19 protein-coding genes are annotated in these 14,887 nt (G+C 64.0%); 12 read left to right on the top strand and 7 right to left on the bottom strand.

What is annotated here, in order from left to right; all coding sequences use genetic code 11:
- The first annotated feature begins 91 nt into the window (after positions 1–91).
- The 12 genes from A3728_RS15410 to A3728_RS15360 all read left to right on the top strand — a co-directional run bounded on the left by A3728_RS15410 (position 92) and on the right by A3728_RS15360 (position 6,266).
- Positions 92–430 carry a hypothetical protein gene (locus A3728_RS15410; RefSeq protein WP_067925591.1) on the top strand — a complete coding sequence of 113 codons (339 nt, stop codon included), beginning with the start codon at positions 92–94 and terminating at the stop codon, positions 428–430.
- Positions 431–523: 93 nt separating this feature from the next.
- Positions 524–1,465: a sialidase family protein gene (locus A3728_RS15405; protein ID WP_201722147.1), complete on the top strand. Its 942-nt coding sequence runs from the start codon at positions 524–526 to the stop codon at positions 1,463–1,465.
- A 1-nt stretch (position 1,466) separates the two neighbouring features.
- On the top strand, positions 1,467–1,958 hold the full coding sequence (locus tag A3728_RS15400; RefSeq protein WP_067925522.1) for a DUF411 domain-containing protein: 492 nt from the start codon (positions 1,467–1,469) through the stop codon (positions 1,956–1,958).
- A gap of 16 nt (positions 1,959–1,974) precedes the next feature.
- On the top strand, positions 1,975–2,103 hold the full coding sequence (locus tag A3728_RS23875) for a hypothetical protein (RefSeq protein ID WP_269084729.1): 129 nt from the start codon (positions 1,975–1,977) through the stop codon (positions 2,101–2,103).
- Entirely contained in the window at positions 2,100–2,588 is a 489-nt protein-coding gene (locus tag A3728_RS15395) for a c-type cytochrome (protein ID WP_067925519.1), read from the top strand. The genes A3728_RS23875 and A3728_RS15395 overlap by 4 nt, the downstream gene beginning before the upstream one ends.
- On the top strand, positions 2,585–3,163 hold the full coding sequence (locus tag A3728_RS15390) for a DsbE family thiol:disulfide interchange protein (RefSeq protein WP_201722146.1): 579 nt from the start codon (positions 2,585–2,587) through the stop codon (positions 3,161–3,163). The genes A3728_RS15395 and A3728_RS15390 overlap by 4 nt, the downstream gene beginning before the upstream one ends.
- A complete protein-coding gene (locus tag A3728_RS15385) occupies positions 3,160–3,435 on the top strand; it encodes a hypothetical protein (protein ID WP_067925516.1) in 276 nt (91 codons plus the stop codon). Before A3728_RS15390 ends, A3728_RS15385 begins: the two co-directional genes overlap by 4 nt.
- A 23-nt stretch (positions 3,436–3,458) precedes the next feature.
- A complete protein-coding gene (locus A3728_RS15380) occupies positions 3,459–3,749 on the top strand; it encodes a hypothetical protein (RefSeq protein WP_067925513.1) in 291 nt (96 codons plus the stop codon).
- A 55-nt stretch (positions 3,750–3,804) separates the two neighbouring features.
- Positions 3,805–4,449: an SCO family protein gene (locus tag A3728_RS15375; RefSeq protein ID WP_067925510.1), complete on the top strand. Its 645-nt coding sequence runs from the start codon at positions 3,805–3,807 to the stop codon at positions 4,447–4,449.
- Positions 4,449–5,063: an SCO family protein gene (locus tag A3728_RS15370; protein ID WP_067925507.1), complete on the top strand. Its 615-nt coding sequence runs from the start codon at positions 4,449–4,451 to the stop codon at positions 5,061–5,063. Before A3728_RS15375 ends, A3728_RS15370 begins: the two co-directional genes overlap by 1 nt.
- Entirely contained in the window at positions 5,060–5,548 is a 489-nt protein-coding gene (locus A3728_RS15365; RefSeq protein WP_067925504.1) for a hypothetical protein, read from the top strand. Before A3728_RS15370 ends, A3728_RS15365 begins: the two co-directional genes overlap by 4 nt.
- Positions 5,541–6,266, top strand: a complete 726-nt coding sequence (locus A3728_RS15360; protein WP_067925501.1) for a cytochrome c biogenesis CcdA family protein — start codon at positions 5,541–5,543, stop codon at positions 6,264–6,266. Before A3728_RS15365 ends, A3728_RS15360 begins: the two co-directional genes overlap by 8 nt.
- A gap of 245 nt (positions 6,267–6,511) precedes the next feature.
- On the opposite strand, the gene A3728_RS15355 is transcribed toward A3728_RS15360, so the two are convergent.
- The 7 genes from A3728_RS15355 to A3728_RS15325 all read right to left on the bottom strand — a co-directional run.
- Positions 6,512–8,428 carry a beta-galactosidase gene (locus tag A3728_RS15355; protein WP_067925498.1) on the bottom strand — a complete coding sequence of 639 codons (1,917 nt, stop codon included), beginning with the start codon at positions 8,426–8,428 and terminating at the stop codon, positions 6,512–6,514.
- A 46-nt stretch (positions 8,429–8,474) separates the two neighbouring features.
- Positions 8,475–9,332, bottom strand: a complete 858-nt coding sequence (locus tag A3728_RS15350) for an SMP-30/gluconolactonase/LRE family protein (protein ID WP_067925496.1) — start codon at positions 9,330–9,332, stop codon at positions 8,475–8,477.
- Complete coding sequence (locus A3728_RS15345) at positions 9,329–9,937, bottom strand: 2-dehydro-3-deoxy-6-phosphogalactonate aldolase (RefSeq protein ID WP_067925494.1); 609 nt, start codon at positions 9,935–9,937, stop codon at positions 9,329–9,331. The genes A3728_RS15350 and A3728_RS15345 overlap by 4 nt, the downstream gene beginning before the upstream one ends.
- Positions 9,934–10,842 (bottom strand): 2-dehydro-3-deoxygalactonokinase, encoded by a 909-nt coding sequence (locus tag A3728_RS15340; protein ID WP_067925491.1) that lies wholly within the window; start codon positions 10,840–10,842, stop codon positions 9,934–9,936. The genes A3728_RS15345 and A3728_RS15340 overlap by 4 nt, the downstream gene beginning before the upstream one ends.
- Entirely contained in the window at positions 10,839–11,609 is a 771-nt protein-coding gene (locus A3728_RS15335; protein ID WP_067925489.1) for an SDR family NAD(P)-dependent oxidoreductase, read from the bottom strand. The genes A3728_RS15340 and A3728_RS15335 overlap by 4 nt, the downstream gene beginning before the upstream one ends.
- Positions 11,609–13,318, bottom strand: a complete 1,710-nt coding sequence (locus A3728_RS15330) for an IlvD/Edd family dehydratase (protein WP_067925487.1) — start codon at positions 13,316–13,318, stop codon at positions 11,609–11,611. Before A3728_RS15330 ends, A3728_RS15335 begins: the two co-directional genes overlap by 1 nt.
- Positions 13,315–14,887, bottom strand: a 1,573-nt coding sequence (locus tag A3728_RS15325) for an alpha-galactosidase (protein ID WP_067925484.1), incomplete at its 5' end; no start/stop codon positions are given. The genes A3728_RS15330 and A3728_RS15325, both read right to left, overlap by 4 nt.

Genomic DNA, 14,887 nt, shown 5'->3' with positions numbered 1-14,887 from the left:
GAGCGCCAATCGGCAATAGCTTGACGATTTAGTGAGCAGTTCCGATGGCCCGATAGTAGACAAGCGACAGCTCTGCTCCTAAATGGAAGCCATGCGTTCACTGGCCCGTCTCTTTGCGATCTGCCTTTCGCTCGCCCTTCTTGGCGGGGTGATGGCCCATGAAGTGGTCAGCGCGCGCATGTCGATCGACATGGCAGCTTCCGCATTTCAAGAGCAGCAGGACGATATCTGTCCTGCCTGCGGTGCAGAGGACGAAGAGGCCGTGGTCTGCGATCTGGATTGCACTGCGCCGCTTCTGTTTGCCCAGACAATGCTCCCGCCCCTGCCCGAACGGCCTTCGGTGGGGCATGTGCAACTGGTTGACGCACTGATAGAGGCGCGCCGACCGGGTTTCGATCCCGCTCCTCCACGAACCAGCATCCTGAGCTGACCGGCCGCACCCTGTAGGTGACGGCCCGGTCCCGCCATGGCCGTCCTGCGCGCAGGACAGCCCCGACCCGACCTTCCATCTCAGGACAATTTCATGACAACCACTACCACAGGTGTGCTTTCGCGCCGCCGGTTCCTGTATACCGGGCTGGCCGCGATTGGCACCGCCATCGTCACTCCCCGGTATGCTCTGGCCCAGACAGGCCCGGCATTCGGAACTCCGACCGTTCTTGCCTTCGAAGGCTCCGCCCTTCTCGCCGCCACGGCGAAGGGCCTGCACCGGCATGACGGCGCGGGCTGGCGCCGTCTGAACGAAGAAAGCCCCAGCGCCCTTGCAACTCATCCGGGCCGCCCCGGCGTGATCTTCACCGGCTCCCGCGAAGGCCACATCCAGCGCAGTACCGACGGCGGCCAAAGCTGGACGTCTGCCGCCGCCGGATTGCCGGGCGCCGCGGTCCTTTCGTTGACCATCGGCGCGCGAGCACCGGAAACGCTCTACGCCGCGCTGGAAGGTGATGGGCTGTGGCGCAGCGAAGACGACGGCGCGAACTGGGAACTTGTGATGGACCGGCCCTATCTGGAGGGCGCGGAACATGACGTGCTGAGCCTCGTTTCCGTGGCACATGAAACGGGCATGGGCGGCATCTGGCTCTATGCGGGCACCACGGCGGGGCTGACCCGCGTGCCCGACTGCTTCTGCCGCTGGCAGGACGTCGTGGCCGGCGACGCGCTGGATGCGCTTGTCGCGGGCAAGGAACCGGAGGAGGCGGCATCCTTGCCGGCGGACGCCCCTGTGCAAATCCTCGCCCTCGCACCCGAGACGCCCGAGACGCTTTATGCCGCGCTGCCCACGGGTCTGTGGCGGTCCTCCGACGCGGGCGTGAACTGGGCACAGGCCCATTCGGAGCCACTCTCCGCGCTCACGGTCAATCCCGCGGACGCCCTGCACCTGATCGCCGCCCACTCCGGGGAACTGCGCGTTTCCAAAGACGGCGGCACCACCTGGACTTCTTTCGATCCCATCAAGGAAAGCTGACATGACCCCCAAAACCACAATCCTCTCCGCCATCGCGCTTGCCACGGTTTCCGCCGCTGGCTTTGCGACCCTCTCCATTGCCGACACCGATACCGCCGCGAAGGCAGCGACGGAGGCTTCTGTTTCTTCGGACAAGCAAATGACGATCTGGCGCGATCCGAACTGCGGCTGCTGCGATTCCTACGCCGATTACATGGAAAAGCACGGCTATGAAGTGACCCGGATCGACGATCGCGACTTTGACAAGCGGTCCATCGAAGTCGGCGTCCCGGCGCAGGGGCTTGGCTGCCATCTTGCCGAAGTGGATGGCTACTATGTCAGCGGCCTCGTTCCCGCAGAGATCGTGGAGCGCCTGACGACCGAACGACCCGAAATCACCGGCATCACCCTGCCCGGCATGCCGATGAACGCCCCGGGCATGGGCGGCAAGAGCGGCACGCTCAAGACCTATGCGTTCAACGGTGACGAGATCACCGTCTTCTCCGATGAGTGAGTGTATGGAGGAAATGATGTCGATGATGAACGGGCCCATGATGGGCGCGATGATGCTGGGCGGCGGGCTGGTCCTGCTGCTGATCCTGACACTCCTGACGCTGAGCTTCATGGCACTGATCAAATACCTCAGGAGCGCGACATGAAGGCAGGTTACGTAATTGGGGCATCAGGCCTCTTCGGGGCGGCGGCACTTGCCGTATTCGCGCAGGATGCGGGGAAAGGCGCCGCGCCTGATCTCGCGGGCCTCACCATCCTGGGGGAGCCGGTCACCCAAACCATGGTCGATACGGGCGCCGAAATTTACGAAACAAGCTGCGCGTCCTGTCATGGGGCGGAGCTTGAAGGGCAGCCGGACTGGCGTCGGCGGACGGAAGACGGGCGTATGCCCGCGCCGCCCCACGACAACAGCGGCCATACCTGGCACCACACCGATCAGGCATTGTTCACGATCACGAAGCTCGGGGTCGGCGCTGTCGTACCGGGCTACGAAAGCGACATGCCTGCCTTTGGGGAGGTGTTGAGCGATGAAGAGATCGCGGCGGTGCTGGCCTATATCAAAACCAGCTGGTCCGAACGTGAACGCGCGTTCCAGGCCGAGGTCACAGCGAACGCGGAGGACAAGGCGTGAGCGCCGCAGAAGATGCGGTGCAAACCCCGAGACGGCGCCGGGTCCTCGCTTTCCTGCCGGTCGCCATCTTTGCCGGTCTGGCGGGTGCGTTCTATTGGGGGCTGATGAATTCGGGGGACGAACTGCCATCGGCCCTTGCCGGGAAACCGGTGCCCGAATTCGATCTGCCGCCCATCGAAGGCCGGGAAACCGGTCTGTCGTCGGCAGACCTTTCGGGCGACGTGTCCATCGTCAATGTCTGGGCCTCGTGGTGCGTGCCCTGCCGGGTCGAAATGCCGCTGCTTGTCGAACTGGCCAACCGAAACGAAGTCGCGATCTACGGGATCAACTACAAGGATCAGCCTGTTGCCGCCCTGCGTTTCCTCGAAGAAACGGGCGACCCCTACACCAAGATCGGCGCAGATCGTTCCGGGCGCGTATCGATGGACTGGGGCGTCTACGGGCTGCCGGAGACCTTTGTCATCAATGCTGCGGGCCAGGTCGCCTACAAGCATGTGGGCCCCTTCGACCGCCGCGCGCTTGAGGAAGAGATCATGCCGGTCGTTCGCGGCCTTCAGAAGGAGAGCGTATCATGAGCACCCCGACCCCAACCCGTACCGCCGCAATCCCGACCCGCCGGTTTCCTGCTCTGGGCCGACGCGGCTGGATGGTGGCGGCGCTTGTCCTGATCGTCAGCGGCATGGTCCTGAACTGGGGCTGGCTTACCGCCGTGGGCGCCGCCCCGCTGATACTGAGCTTGGCCCCCTGCGCCGCGATGTGCGCTCTGGGGCTTTGCATGCGCGGGGGGTCTTCCGCCTGCGCGACCAAAGAGGTTTCGGCGGACAAGCCGGACCTTTCCACTGACTGAACCAACCCTGAAAGGAAAAGATGATGACAAATTTCACCAATTTCGGCGCAACGCTTGCAGTGTCCTTGCTCGCCTTCGCCCCCCTCGCACAGGCGCAGCAAACCGCACCTGCAGAATCCGAGGAGACGATGCAGGATCATGGCCACAAGAACGGTGACATGGCCGGAATGGAAGGCATGCAGGGCATGGCCGGAATGGAAGGCATGGAAGGCATGATGCCGATGATGATGAAGCACATGCAGGAATGCATGAAGATGATGGAAACAATGCACACCAATATGGAAGACCATCACAAGCCTGCTGACAAAGGCTGACAAAAGTCCGCCCGGGCTTCGGCCCGGGCGCACCCTTTCCGGAAAGACATAAGAAATGCCTACGACATCTCCAGATCATTTTCACAAGCGGCTACGTTTCGTTTTATGGGGCGCCGCGGCCCTTGTTGCCCTCGCTGCATTGGCGGCTCTCGCCTTCCGCGACAATGAACCACCCAAGGTCGCCTATACGGGCGAGGCCGATGTCCGCTCCGACTTCGAGCTTGTCGATCATACCGGGCGCGCGGTGACGGAAGCGGATTATGCAGCCCGCTGGCAGCTTGTGTTTTTCGGCTTCACCAACTGCCCTGACATCTGCCCGACCACATTGGCCTACATGGGCAGCATGCTGGACCTGCTGGGGCCCGACGCGGATCGGGTCGCACCGATTTTCATTACCGTCGACCCCGCGCGGGACACGCCCGAGGTCATGGCGGAATATGTCGCGAACTTTCATCCAGCCCTGATCGGGTTGTCGGGCACTCCGGCCCAGACGGCCGCTGCCGCGCAGAGCTTCAAGGTCTATCATGAACCAATGCCCCATGATCACGCCCCCGACGGCTACACCATGGCGCATGCCGGTTATATCTACCTGATGACCCCCGACGGACAGTTCGAAGCCATCTACCAGCAGCAGGACCAACTGCCCGAAGCCCTTGCCGCCGAGATCGAAAAACGTTTGGACAAGGCAGTGCAGAGCTGATGCGGCATATACTTCTATTGTCCGTAACGGTGCTGTCGCTGGGCACCGGCGCCCTTGCCGATCATCCCGGCGAGCGGCTGAATGCGGTGACAGCGGAAAAGGAGGCGGGCTTCGAGGCAGTCTCCCGCCCCGGTCCCGAACTCAATCTGGTTTCCGAGGATGGTGAGGCCATTGGCCTCAAAACCTTTGCCGGTCGTATTCTGGTACTGGCCCTGCGTCCGGCAACCTGCGGGGAAAGCTGCGATGCGCAGCAGGCCAAGCTGCAGGAGACAGTGACCGCCCTGAATGCGAGCCCCATGCGTGATATGGTGAGCTTCCTGACGGTTAGCGAAACGCCCAAAGGAATTGACAGCCCCGAAGCAGAGAATTGGGCAATAGCGCACCCTAAAGACGACCTTGCGCCCCTCCAGAACCAGCTTGCCGCGGCATCCATCCGGCCGGACGACGGACCGATGCTTCACCTGTTCGACCGGCAGGGCCAGCATGTCGCTATCTTTCACGGAACCGACTTCAAACCGCTGAACCTGCTGATGCACATCAACGGGCTGACCAACGCCCATCCCCATCCGAAGCCCGAGGGATTTCTGACCAAGCTAAAGGGATGGTTCGAATGACCGCCCTGGCAATTGCACCCAGCCACCCGGGTCCGGACTGGCTCGGGGCGATGCGGCGTTATTTCCTGTTCTCGCTCATCGGTCATTTTCTCTGGGAACTTGCCCATATCCAGCTTTACACGATCTGGACGGAAGGAAGCACCGAAGAGATTGCCTTTGCCATCCTGCACTGCACGGGCGGCGACCTGATGATCACCTTCAGCACCTTGCTGCTATCCCTGTTCTTCTTCGGTGACGGTGAATGGCCGGGCCGCCGGGCCGGACCCGTCCTTCTGGCGGCTCTCGTGATGGGCGTCGGCTATACGATCTTCAGTGAGTGGCTGAACATCATCGTCCGGGAAGCTTGGGCTTATCGCGACATCATGCCCGTGATCCCGATCATCGACGCAGGTCTCACGCCGTTCCTGCAATGGGTGGTCATACCCACGGTTGCCTACCTCGGCGCGACCCGTCGAATTCCCTTCAGGGGGTTGCGCTATGCCTGATATCCAGACCCTCGGGCTTCTGGCCGCGCTCTTGGCGGGCACGGTATCCTTCCTGTCCCCCTGCGTACTTCCACTGGTGCCCGGCTATGTCTCCTACATCGCCGGGCGAACGGGAAATGGTGCCGCACCCAGCCGGACCACGATGATCTGGCTGAGCTTTTGCTTCGTGCTGGGATTTTCGACCATCTTCATTGCCCTTGGCGCTTCCGCCACAGCGCTCGGGCAGGCGCTTATGCAATGGCGGTACGAGTTGAACATTCTCGGCGGGGCGATCGTGGCGCTGTTCGGGCTCTTCATTCTCGGTGCCACCCGTATCCGGGCACTGGAGCGCGATCTGCGCTTCGATCTCGATATTCCCGGCGGGCGGCCGATGGCCTCCTATATCCTTGGCCTCGCTTTCGGCTTCGGCTGGACCCCCTGCATCGGCCCTATTCTTGGCGCGATCCTGACCGCGAGCGCCATGCAGGCCAGCGTCTCCGACGGCGTGATGCTGCTGACAGTCTATTCGGCCGGACTCGGCGTACCGTTCATTCTTGTCGCGGCCTTCATCCAGCAGGCAGGCGCCAAGCTCCGTTCGGTCCGCGGCATGGGGCGCGGCCTCCACAAGGTTGCGGGAGGGGTTATGGTTGTCATGGGCCTCGCCATGATGACCGGCCAGCTGAGCGTGTTTTCCTACTGGCTGCTCGAAACATTTCCCGTTCTGGGCACGATCGGATAGGGAACGGAAGCCGCTCGCAGTCAGCAAGCCCGGATCCATTTGGCCCTATTATCATTGGCCGTGGGGGCATTACCTCCTGAGATATTTCACCAAGGCCGCAAACCCATCCCGAACATCATTCCACCGTCCATCATCTTTCAGGTCCTTTCGCTTTTGCATCGTCAGTATGACGATAGAGTACAGGCAAAACAGGACTCCGGCGCTGGAAGGTTCTTATCTGGAATGACCAAAGGTCGATGGCCGCCTCACCGCAGCAATCGTTTGACCTCCAGCGGGCCCAATTTCAGATCGCTTACCTCACGCACTTCGTTGGTGTAGTTGAACCAGAACACCTCCTCCCCCGTGCTGCGGCGGCGCAGGCCCTCGGGGAGGTCGAGAGTATCGATATTCGCTTCAGCGCAAAGGCTGCGGAGCAAACCCGTCAGCGCTTCCCCATCCAGCCAGGCGGCGAGGTAGATCAGCGATCCTGACCGCACGGCGACCGTTGTCCCATCAACGCTTTTCAGCAAGGGCGGCAGCGCGCTCTCAAGGACCTCACGGTAGTGCTGCACCGCGCCGCCCCCTTCCAGCGCAATGGGCATGTCCGGGCGGAGGCTTTCCACGCGTGTGACGGTGGCGTCCAACCCCGGCAAATCGGGCGGCAGCGGTGTCGGGATACGCATGTCCGCGGTGCGCGCCGCGCTGCGCGGCCCGACCAGCGCAAGACCGCCGAACCCTGCGAGCGCGTTCTTCTGCGCATCGCTCATCGTCATCATGCCGGGCGCCGCGACCAGCCGATAAGGCGACAGATCGTCCCCGGGGCGCAGGATGTCGATGTTCAGACCAAGCTGCCGAAAGACACGGTAGGTGCCGAGAACGAGATCGAAGTAAGTGAGACCGGCGCCATGGGGTTGGGTCGTCCATGCCCAGTCTGCGTCGTAGTCGAACAGCAGGGCGACATCCGCCGGGGCCTGCCCCACTTCCGGCGCCTCCGCGATTTCACGTGCCACCTGCGCTGCTTCGGCAAGGCCGGGGGCCGGGGCGCTGTCGGGCCGCAGAAGGCCCGCGTGCATCTGCTCCTGCGCCATGGGTGCCTGCCGCCAGCGGAAATAGCAGACCGCTTCCGCCCCGTGGGCGAACGCCTCCCACGACCAGAGCCGGACCATCCCGGGCAGCGGATCCGGGTTGTAGGGCGCCCAGTTCACCGGGCCGGGTTGCTGTTCCATCACCCACCAGCGGCCCCGGCCCACGCGCCGGTAAAGATCGTGGTGAAAGGCCTGAAAGTCAGGGTCGCCTTGCCGGGCATAGCGCCGTTTGTAGTCGGCAAGCGCGTCGATACGGTCTTCAAGAAACCCGAGGGGATAGCTGTCCCAGCTCGCGATATCGAGGTCATCGCCAACGGCATAGTGATCGAAATCCGTGACGCGGCCCATGTAGTTATGTGCGATGGGCGCCCGCGACCGCTGTCGGATGATCTCTGCCTGCAAACGGTTGAAACGCACCACCTGATCCGAACTGAACCGGCGAAAGTCGAGCACATGTGAGGGGTTCGGCTCCGTCACCGTCAGGTTCGGCAGATCGATTTCGTCGAAGCCGCCGTATTCCATCGACCAGAAAACATTCCCCCACGCCCGGTTCAGCGCGGCGATATCACCATCGTTGCCCCCGCCGGGATAGCGTGCGCGCAACCAGTGACGGAAAGCCTGTCGGGCATTTTCGCTATAGGACAGCACAGTGTCGTGGCAGCCGTATTCGTTGTCTGTCTGCCATGCGGCAACATGCGGGTTGCGACCATAGCGATCAGCCAGACGGGTCACGATCTGCGCGCAGGCCTCGCGGTAGCCTTCGTGGCTGAAGCAATAGTGCCGCCGGGAACCAAAGCGCCGGAGGTTGCCTGACGCGTCCACCGCCCGCATGTCGGGATGCCGGTCGAGCATCCAGCGCGGCGGCGTAGCAGTAGGCGTGCCCAGCACGACCTTCAGCCCCGCCACCCCCAGAACCTCTATGGCATCGTCGAGCCAGCCAAAGTCATACTCCCCCGGTTTCGGTTCCAGCCGGGACCAGGCGAATTCACCGATCCGTACCCAGGTAAGGCCGGTTTCAGCCATCCGGCGGGCGTCCTCCTCCCAGATCTTGCGGGGCCAGTGTTCGGGATAATAGCACGTGCCGAGCGTTCGCTTCATGAAGGCGCTACCTGATTGGGAAGAACTGCGATACCCATGCTGTGTTTCATGCCTCGTCGACCAGAACGCGGTGTTCCGCCTGCCCGGCCACATCTACCTCGGTTGCGAAGGTCTGGCCGTCGGCGGTCGCCTTTTCCGAAAGCCCCTGCGTGGCCGACGTGGCAAAAAGCCTGCGCAACCCGTCCCCCCCGAAGGCCGGGCAGGTCATCTGGCGCACCGGGAAGGGGATCGCGGACAAAAAGCGCCCGTCGGGGCCATACCGCGCCACCCGTGCAGCGCCCCACTGGGCATTCCACAAACACCCTTCGGCATCGACGACCGCACCGTCGGGGTTGAGCCCCTCGCCCGTCAGATCGACGAAGACCGCGGGTTCCCCTTCCGGCCAGCCGTCCTTTCCGAGAGGCTGGCGCATGATCTGCCTGCTGCGCGTATCGGTGAAATATGCGGTCGCCCGGTCGGGGCTGAAGCAGATGGCGTTCGAAATTGTAATACCGTCGAAGAGGCAGCGCAGTTCGCCGCGATAATAGCGATAGATCGCGCCCGATTTTTCTTCGGCATTCCGCCCCATGGTCCCGATCCAGAAACCGCCCCAGGGATCGGCCCGCCCATCGTTGGAACGCGTCACCGGGTTGTCGGCCTCCAGCGAAACGAGATCTCGGCGCGTCCCCGTCTCCAGATCGAAGAGGAACAGCGCAATTTCCGACGCGATAAGCAACCGGTCCTCGTCCACCCAGCCGGCGGCTGAGACATGTTCGTCGAACTGCCATTCCCGCTGATCAGTACCTTCACGGCTCAACAGGCGCTTGCCCAGAATATCGAACCAGAAAAGCTGCCGCCGCTCAGGGTGCCAAAGCGGGCCCTCCCCCAGCCGACAGGCGCGCGGATCGTGGACCGTGACGCTCATGTTTCGCGCGCCGCGTCATAAGCGGCCACAATGGCCGCAGCCCTCCGGGCGACGTCCTCGGCCGACCGCCCGGGGGTATAGAGCCCCGTTCCAATGCCGAAGCCGGTGATGCCCGCCGCAAACCATTCCGCGAAATCCGCGGGGCCAACGCCACCAACGGCATATGTCGCCGTCTGCGGGGGAAGAACCGCGCGAATGGCCGCGATCCCCTTCGGGCCGGTCAGGAAGGCCGGGAAAAACTTCAACCCGTCCGCCCCATGCCGCAGGGCGGTGAAACATTCCGTCGGACTGGCCACCCCGGGATAGGAGGCAAGGCCGAGCGTCTTCGTCCGTTCGATGACTGCAGGATTGCAGTCGGGCGAGACCACGAGCCTGCCCCCGGCATCGCGCACCCGGTCCACATCCTGCGGGTCCAGAACCGTACCCGCCCCGACCATGGCGTGATGCCCGAACCCTTGGGCGAGCGCCTCGATTGACCGGAAGGGCTGGGGGGAGTTCAGCGGCACTTCGATCCTGTCGATCCCGGCACTGACCAGCGCGTCGCCCACGCCTGCCACCTCCTGCGGGGTGATACCGCGGAGAATGGCGATGATATGCCTGCTCATGCGGATGCCTCCGCATAGGCGGCACTCAGCCCCGCCAGAACGATGTCGGCCCCGTCGGTCTCGCGCACCGCCGCTCCCTGCGCCTGCAGCGCGGTCCGGTAGCGCGCCGTCAGCGTCGGCGCGCCGATCAGCATGATATCCCGGCCCAGCCAGTAATCCCGTGCGCCCGCGATCTCCATCCCCAGCAGCAGGCCCGAAAGCCGTGCCCTGAGGCGCGCGGGGTCTGTCCCTTCCAACAGCGCGCCCGCCCGCAGGCCGAAAAGACGGGCCGCAAGCCGCTGCGGGTTCGACATCATGTCATCCACCGAAGAGAGAAACGCCGCATCGTCCCAGCCATCTTCCTGAGATACGGAATGGCGCAGCACCGACTGGCGGGCCAGCAGGTCGAACAGCTCCCCCGTCATGAAGGTCCGGAAGCTTACGATCTCACCCGCGCTCACATGAACCCATTTGCTGTGGGTGCCGGGCAGGCAGAACACACCGTCAAAATCTGGATCGCTGCGGAGGTAGCCCGCGATCTGCGTTTCCTCCCCCCGCATCACGTCGGGAGGCGAAAGCTGGCTGACACCGGGCAGGATGCGCACATCCAGCCGCCGGTCCCGCACCCGGGGCCGCACCGCCTGTGCCAGTGCAGGCGGCGCGCATGGAACCGCGGCATAGGGCGCTTCGTGCCAGCCCTGTTTTGCGCCCACCATGCCACAGGCGATGACCGGCAAACGCTCCGAACCGAGCCAGGGGCCCAACAAATCCAGCAAGGCCGGCTCAAACCCATCGGGGTCGAGGCTGTTCATCCCCGCCGGTGCGCGAGACGTCGCCAGAACCTCACCCCCCGCACCCAAGACCCAGGCGCGCAGGTTCGAGGTGCCCCAGTCCACCGCCACCCATGCCGCTTTGCCGTCACTCATCCCGTCACCACCACGCCACCATCCACGACCATGACCTGACCCGTCATCATCCGGCTCGCCCCCGAAGAAAGGAACAGCGTCGCCGCCACAATGTCCTGTGGGGCCAGATGATCCTTCAGGCATTGGCGTTCCAGATGCGCGGCCAGCGCCTCGGGCGTTGCCCACATGTCTTTCTGTTTGTCGGTCAGCACCCAGCCGGGTGCAAGCGCGTTCACGCGGATGCCGTCTGGGCCGAATTCCCGGGCGAGGCTGCGGGTCATGCCATTGATGCCTGCATTGGCCGTCGTGTAGGCGGGATAGCCCGTGTTCCCCATCATGTAGCTGATGGAGGTGAAGTTCACGATCGCCCCGCCCCCCGCCGCGCGCATGCAGGGGATCACCGCCTGACAGGCAAAGAAATAGGCTTTCAGGTTGATGGCCTGGGATTGGTCCCAGAAAGCCTCCGTTACATCCTCCGTCTCATGCCGCTTGTCGTTCGCGGCATTGTTGATGAGAACGCGCACCGGGCCGTGGGCCTCCCCCGCCTCTTCGATACAGGAACGCAGCCGCGCCACATCCGTGATGTCGCATTGCAGGAACAGCGGCCTGCGCCCGTGGCGGGCCTCCATCTCGTCGCAAAACGCGGTGGCGTCGGACCGCTGAACAAAGGCGACCCGCGCACCTTGCCGGAGGAACCCTTCCGTCAGCGCCGCGCCGATCCCCGATCCGCCGCCGGTGATAAAGACGCTTTGACCATCAAGGTCATGAAATGTGGCCAGCGGATTCATCAATGGCTTTCCCGCGTGACGGGGCGGGTGTCCTTGCCCACGAGGAAATCGAGGTCCGCGCCCCGGTCCGCCTGCAACACATGATCGACGTACATCTTGGCGTAGCCCCGTGTGTAGTGCGGCGGGGGGGCCACCCAACCCGCGCGGCGCTCTTTCAGTTCCGCCTCTGACACCAGCAGATCGAGCGTACCCGCCTGTGCCGAAACGCGAATGCGGTCGCCCGTCTGCACCATCGCCAGCGGCCCCCCGTCATGCGCTTCGGGCGCGACATGCAGGATCACGGTGCCGAAGGCGGTGCCCGACATGCGCGCATCCGAAATGCGAACGATATCGCGCACCCCCTGCCGGACGAGCTTGGCGGGCAAGGGCATGTCACCGACTTCGGGCATCCCGGGATAGCCCTTCGGCCCGCATCCTTTCAGCACGAGGATCGTGTCGGCTGTCACCGGCAGGTCGTCGCGGTCGATATTGGCCTTCAACTCCTCGATGCTGTCGAAAACATACGCTTCGCCTTCATGCTCAAGCAGGTCGTCCGTCGCCGCGGACGGTTTGACGATCGCCCCCCGCGGCGCGAGGTTGCCGCGCAGCACGCGCAGCCCCGCGGCGGGTTTCAGCGGGTCGTCGAAGGGTCGGATCACATCGCGGTTATGGCATTCGGCCCCCTGATGATAGGCCGCGATATCCCCGCCCAGTACCGTGCGGGCAGGCCGCAGCAGATGGGCGACCTCTGCCAGCACGGCGGCCATACCCCCGGCATAGCAAAAATCCTCCATCAGGTATTTGCCCGACGGCATGCAGTTCACCAGCAGGGGAATACCGCTGCCGATCTCGAAATCGGACAGGTCCAGTTCGATGCCCACGCGACCGGCAAGCGCCAGCAGATGGATCACCGCATTGGTCGAACCGCCCACCGCGGCATTGGCGATGATCGCGTTCTCAAAACTTTCGCGGGTCAATACCTTCGAGATGCGCAGATCCTCCTCGACCATCTCGACGATGCGCCGCCCGGTGATATGTGCCAGGGCCATGCGGCGGGCATCGACCGCTGGCAGGGCTGCATTGGTTGGCAGCGCCATGCCCATCGCTTCGGTCAGCGAGGCCATGGTGGAGGCCGTGCCCATCGTCATGCATACGCCCTTCGACCGGCTCATCCCGCTTTCGGTGGCCATGAAATCCGCCAGCGTCATCTCGCCCGCCTTCACCGCGGTGGCGAACTTGCGCAGATCGGTGCCCGAACCCAGATCGCGCCCCTTCCATTTGCCGTTCAGCATCGGCCCCGAAGAGACGACGATCGACGGCAAGTCAACCGAGGCCGCGCCCATGAGCTGCCCCGGCGTGGTCTTGTCGCAGCCCCCCAGCAGCACCACCCCGTCGATCCCATAGGCGCGGATCGATTCCTCCACGTCCATGGCGAGCAGGTTGCGGAACAGCATGGCTGTGGGCTTCATCTGCGTCTCGCCAAGGCTCATCACCGGGAATTCGACCGGAAAGCCCCCGGCCTCCCAGACGCCGCGCTTCACGCCTTCGGCCAGATCGCGCAGGCCCGAGTTGCAGGGCGTCAGTTCCGACCATGTGTTGCAGATGCCGATGACGGGCCGACCGTCAAACACGTGATCCGGAAAACCCTGGTTCTTCATCCATGACCGCCGGGTGAACCCGTCCTTGTCGATCATGCCGTACCATGCGCGGCTGCGGCGGTCGTCGGTCATCTGCGTTCTCCTTTCACGACCCACATCGTCTCGGGAAAACTCCACGGCAGGGTCAGCCCGTGGTTCATCAGGAACGCCCCCGAAAGTTCAAGGGGGCCGGACTTTAATTTCTGATCCCCGCGCGACAGGCCCGGCGCATCTTCCCGGTTGATCAGGTCGATGCGGTAGATGGCGTCAGGCACCAACCCGGTCAGGGGCAGCGGGCGCGGGGCGATCTGCGAAGAGGTCGCGCCCTTGCCCGCGAAAACCACGAAACCCACGCCGTCCCGCGCCATATGCTGTTCGGCCAGAACGCTAGGATCGGCACTGTTGAGCCGCAGGATATCCGCGCGCATCAGCCAGTCGCGGTTCTCCTTCCACCAAGCGGTCACGTCCCGCAGGACCTCTGCCTCTTCGTCGGTAAGCTCGCGGGGGTCCATCTCGAACCCCATGTGTCGCTGCGCCGCGACCCAGGCGCGGAACCTGATGTCATGGCTGCGCCCCGACGTATGGCAGCGCCGGGGGCCTACATGGCTTCCCGTGACTGCCATGGGCAGAAACAGGGCGGCTTCGTGCTGAATGCGCAAACGCTCCAGCGCGTCGTTGCTGTCGGACAGCCACACACGCTGCGTATGCTCCAGAATTCCAAAGTCGATCCGCCCGCCGCCCGAGGCGCAGCTTTCGATCTCCGCCTCCGGGAAGGCACAACGCAAGCGGGTGAGCAACGCCAGCGTTCCGCGCGTCTGGGCGGCGGACGGCACGGGCAGCACCCGGTTATGGTCCCACTTGATGTAGTCGATGTCGTTCCGGCTGAGGATGTCGGCCATCCGGTCGAAGAGGTAGTCGCGCACCTGCGGCAGGCTCATGTCCAGCACCAGTTGCTGACGGCCCATGACCTGATCATCAGGGCCAAGCACCCAGTCGGGATGCGCCCGGAAGAGATCGGAGTCACTGTTGACCATCTCGGGTTCGAACCACAGGCCGAAGGTCATGCCCAGGCTCCGGACATGCTCGATCAGCGGGGTCAGCCCGTCCGGATATTTGCGCGCATCCACGGCCCAGTCCCCCAGCGCGCGCGTGTCATCGTCGCGCACGCCGAACCAGCCGTCATCCAGCACGAAGCGCTCCGCGCCAAGGCTTGCGGCACGGCTGGCGATCTCTTTCAGTTCCTCGGGATCGTGGTCGAAATAAACCGCTTCCCAACAGTTGTAGTGAACCGGGCGCGGGCGATTGGGGTCAGGGAATTTCACGATCCGGTCCCGGAGATGCCGTTGAAACGCGACCGCGCAGCCGTTGACCCCGGCATCCGAGAAGGCGGCGTAAAGCGTGGCCGTCGCGAAATGCGTGGCCGGTTCCGTTTCGGTCCCGCTGGCGTGGCCGAACTGGATTTGCCGCCGCCCGTCGGGCAGTTCTTCGGCCACCATACGGTGCCCGCCGGACCAGCCGTAGTGAAAGGCGCGGGCCTGCCCCGCTGTATGGGTGGTCCCCGGCGACGGCAGCAGAAGACCGGGGAAATGTTCGTGCCCCGTGCGCCCGGTGCGGTTTTCGCGCGCGCGCATGCCTGCCGACCAGGGCGTGGAAACGGGCTGG

The sequence above is a fragment of the Sulfitobacter sp. HI0040 genome (assembly GCF_001634885.1).
Classification (GTDB): Bacteria; Pseudomonadota; Alphaproteobacteria; order Rhodobacterales; family Rhodobacteraceae; genus Sulfitobacter.
The sequence above is the reverse complement of the archived record's forward strand: the minus strand, read 5'-3'. Positions and strand labels throughout refer to the sequence as shown.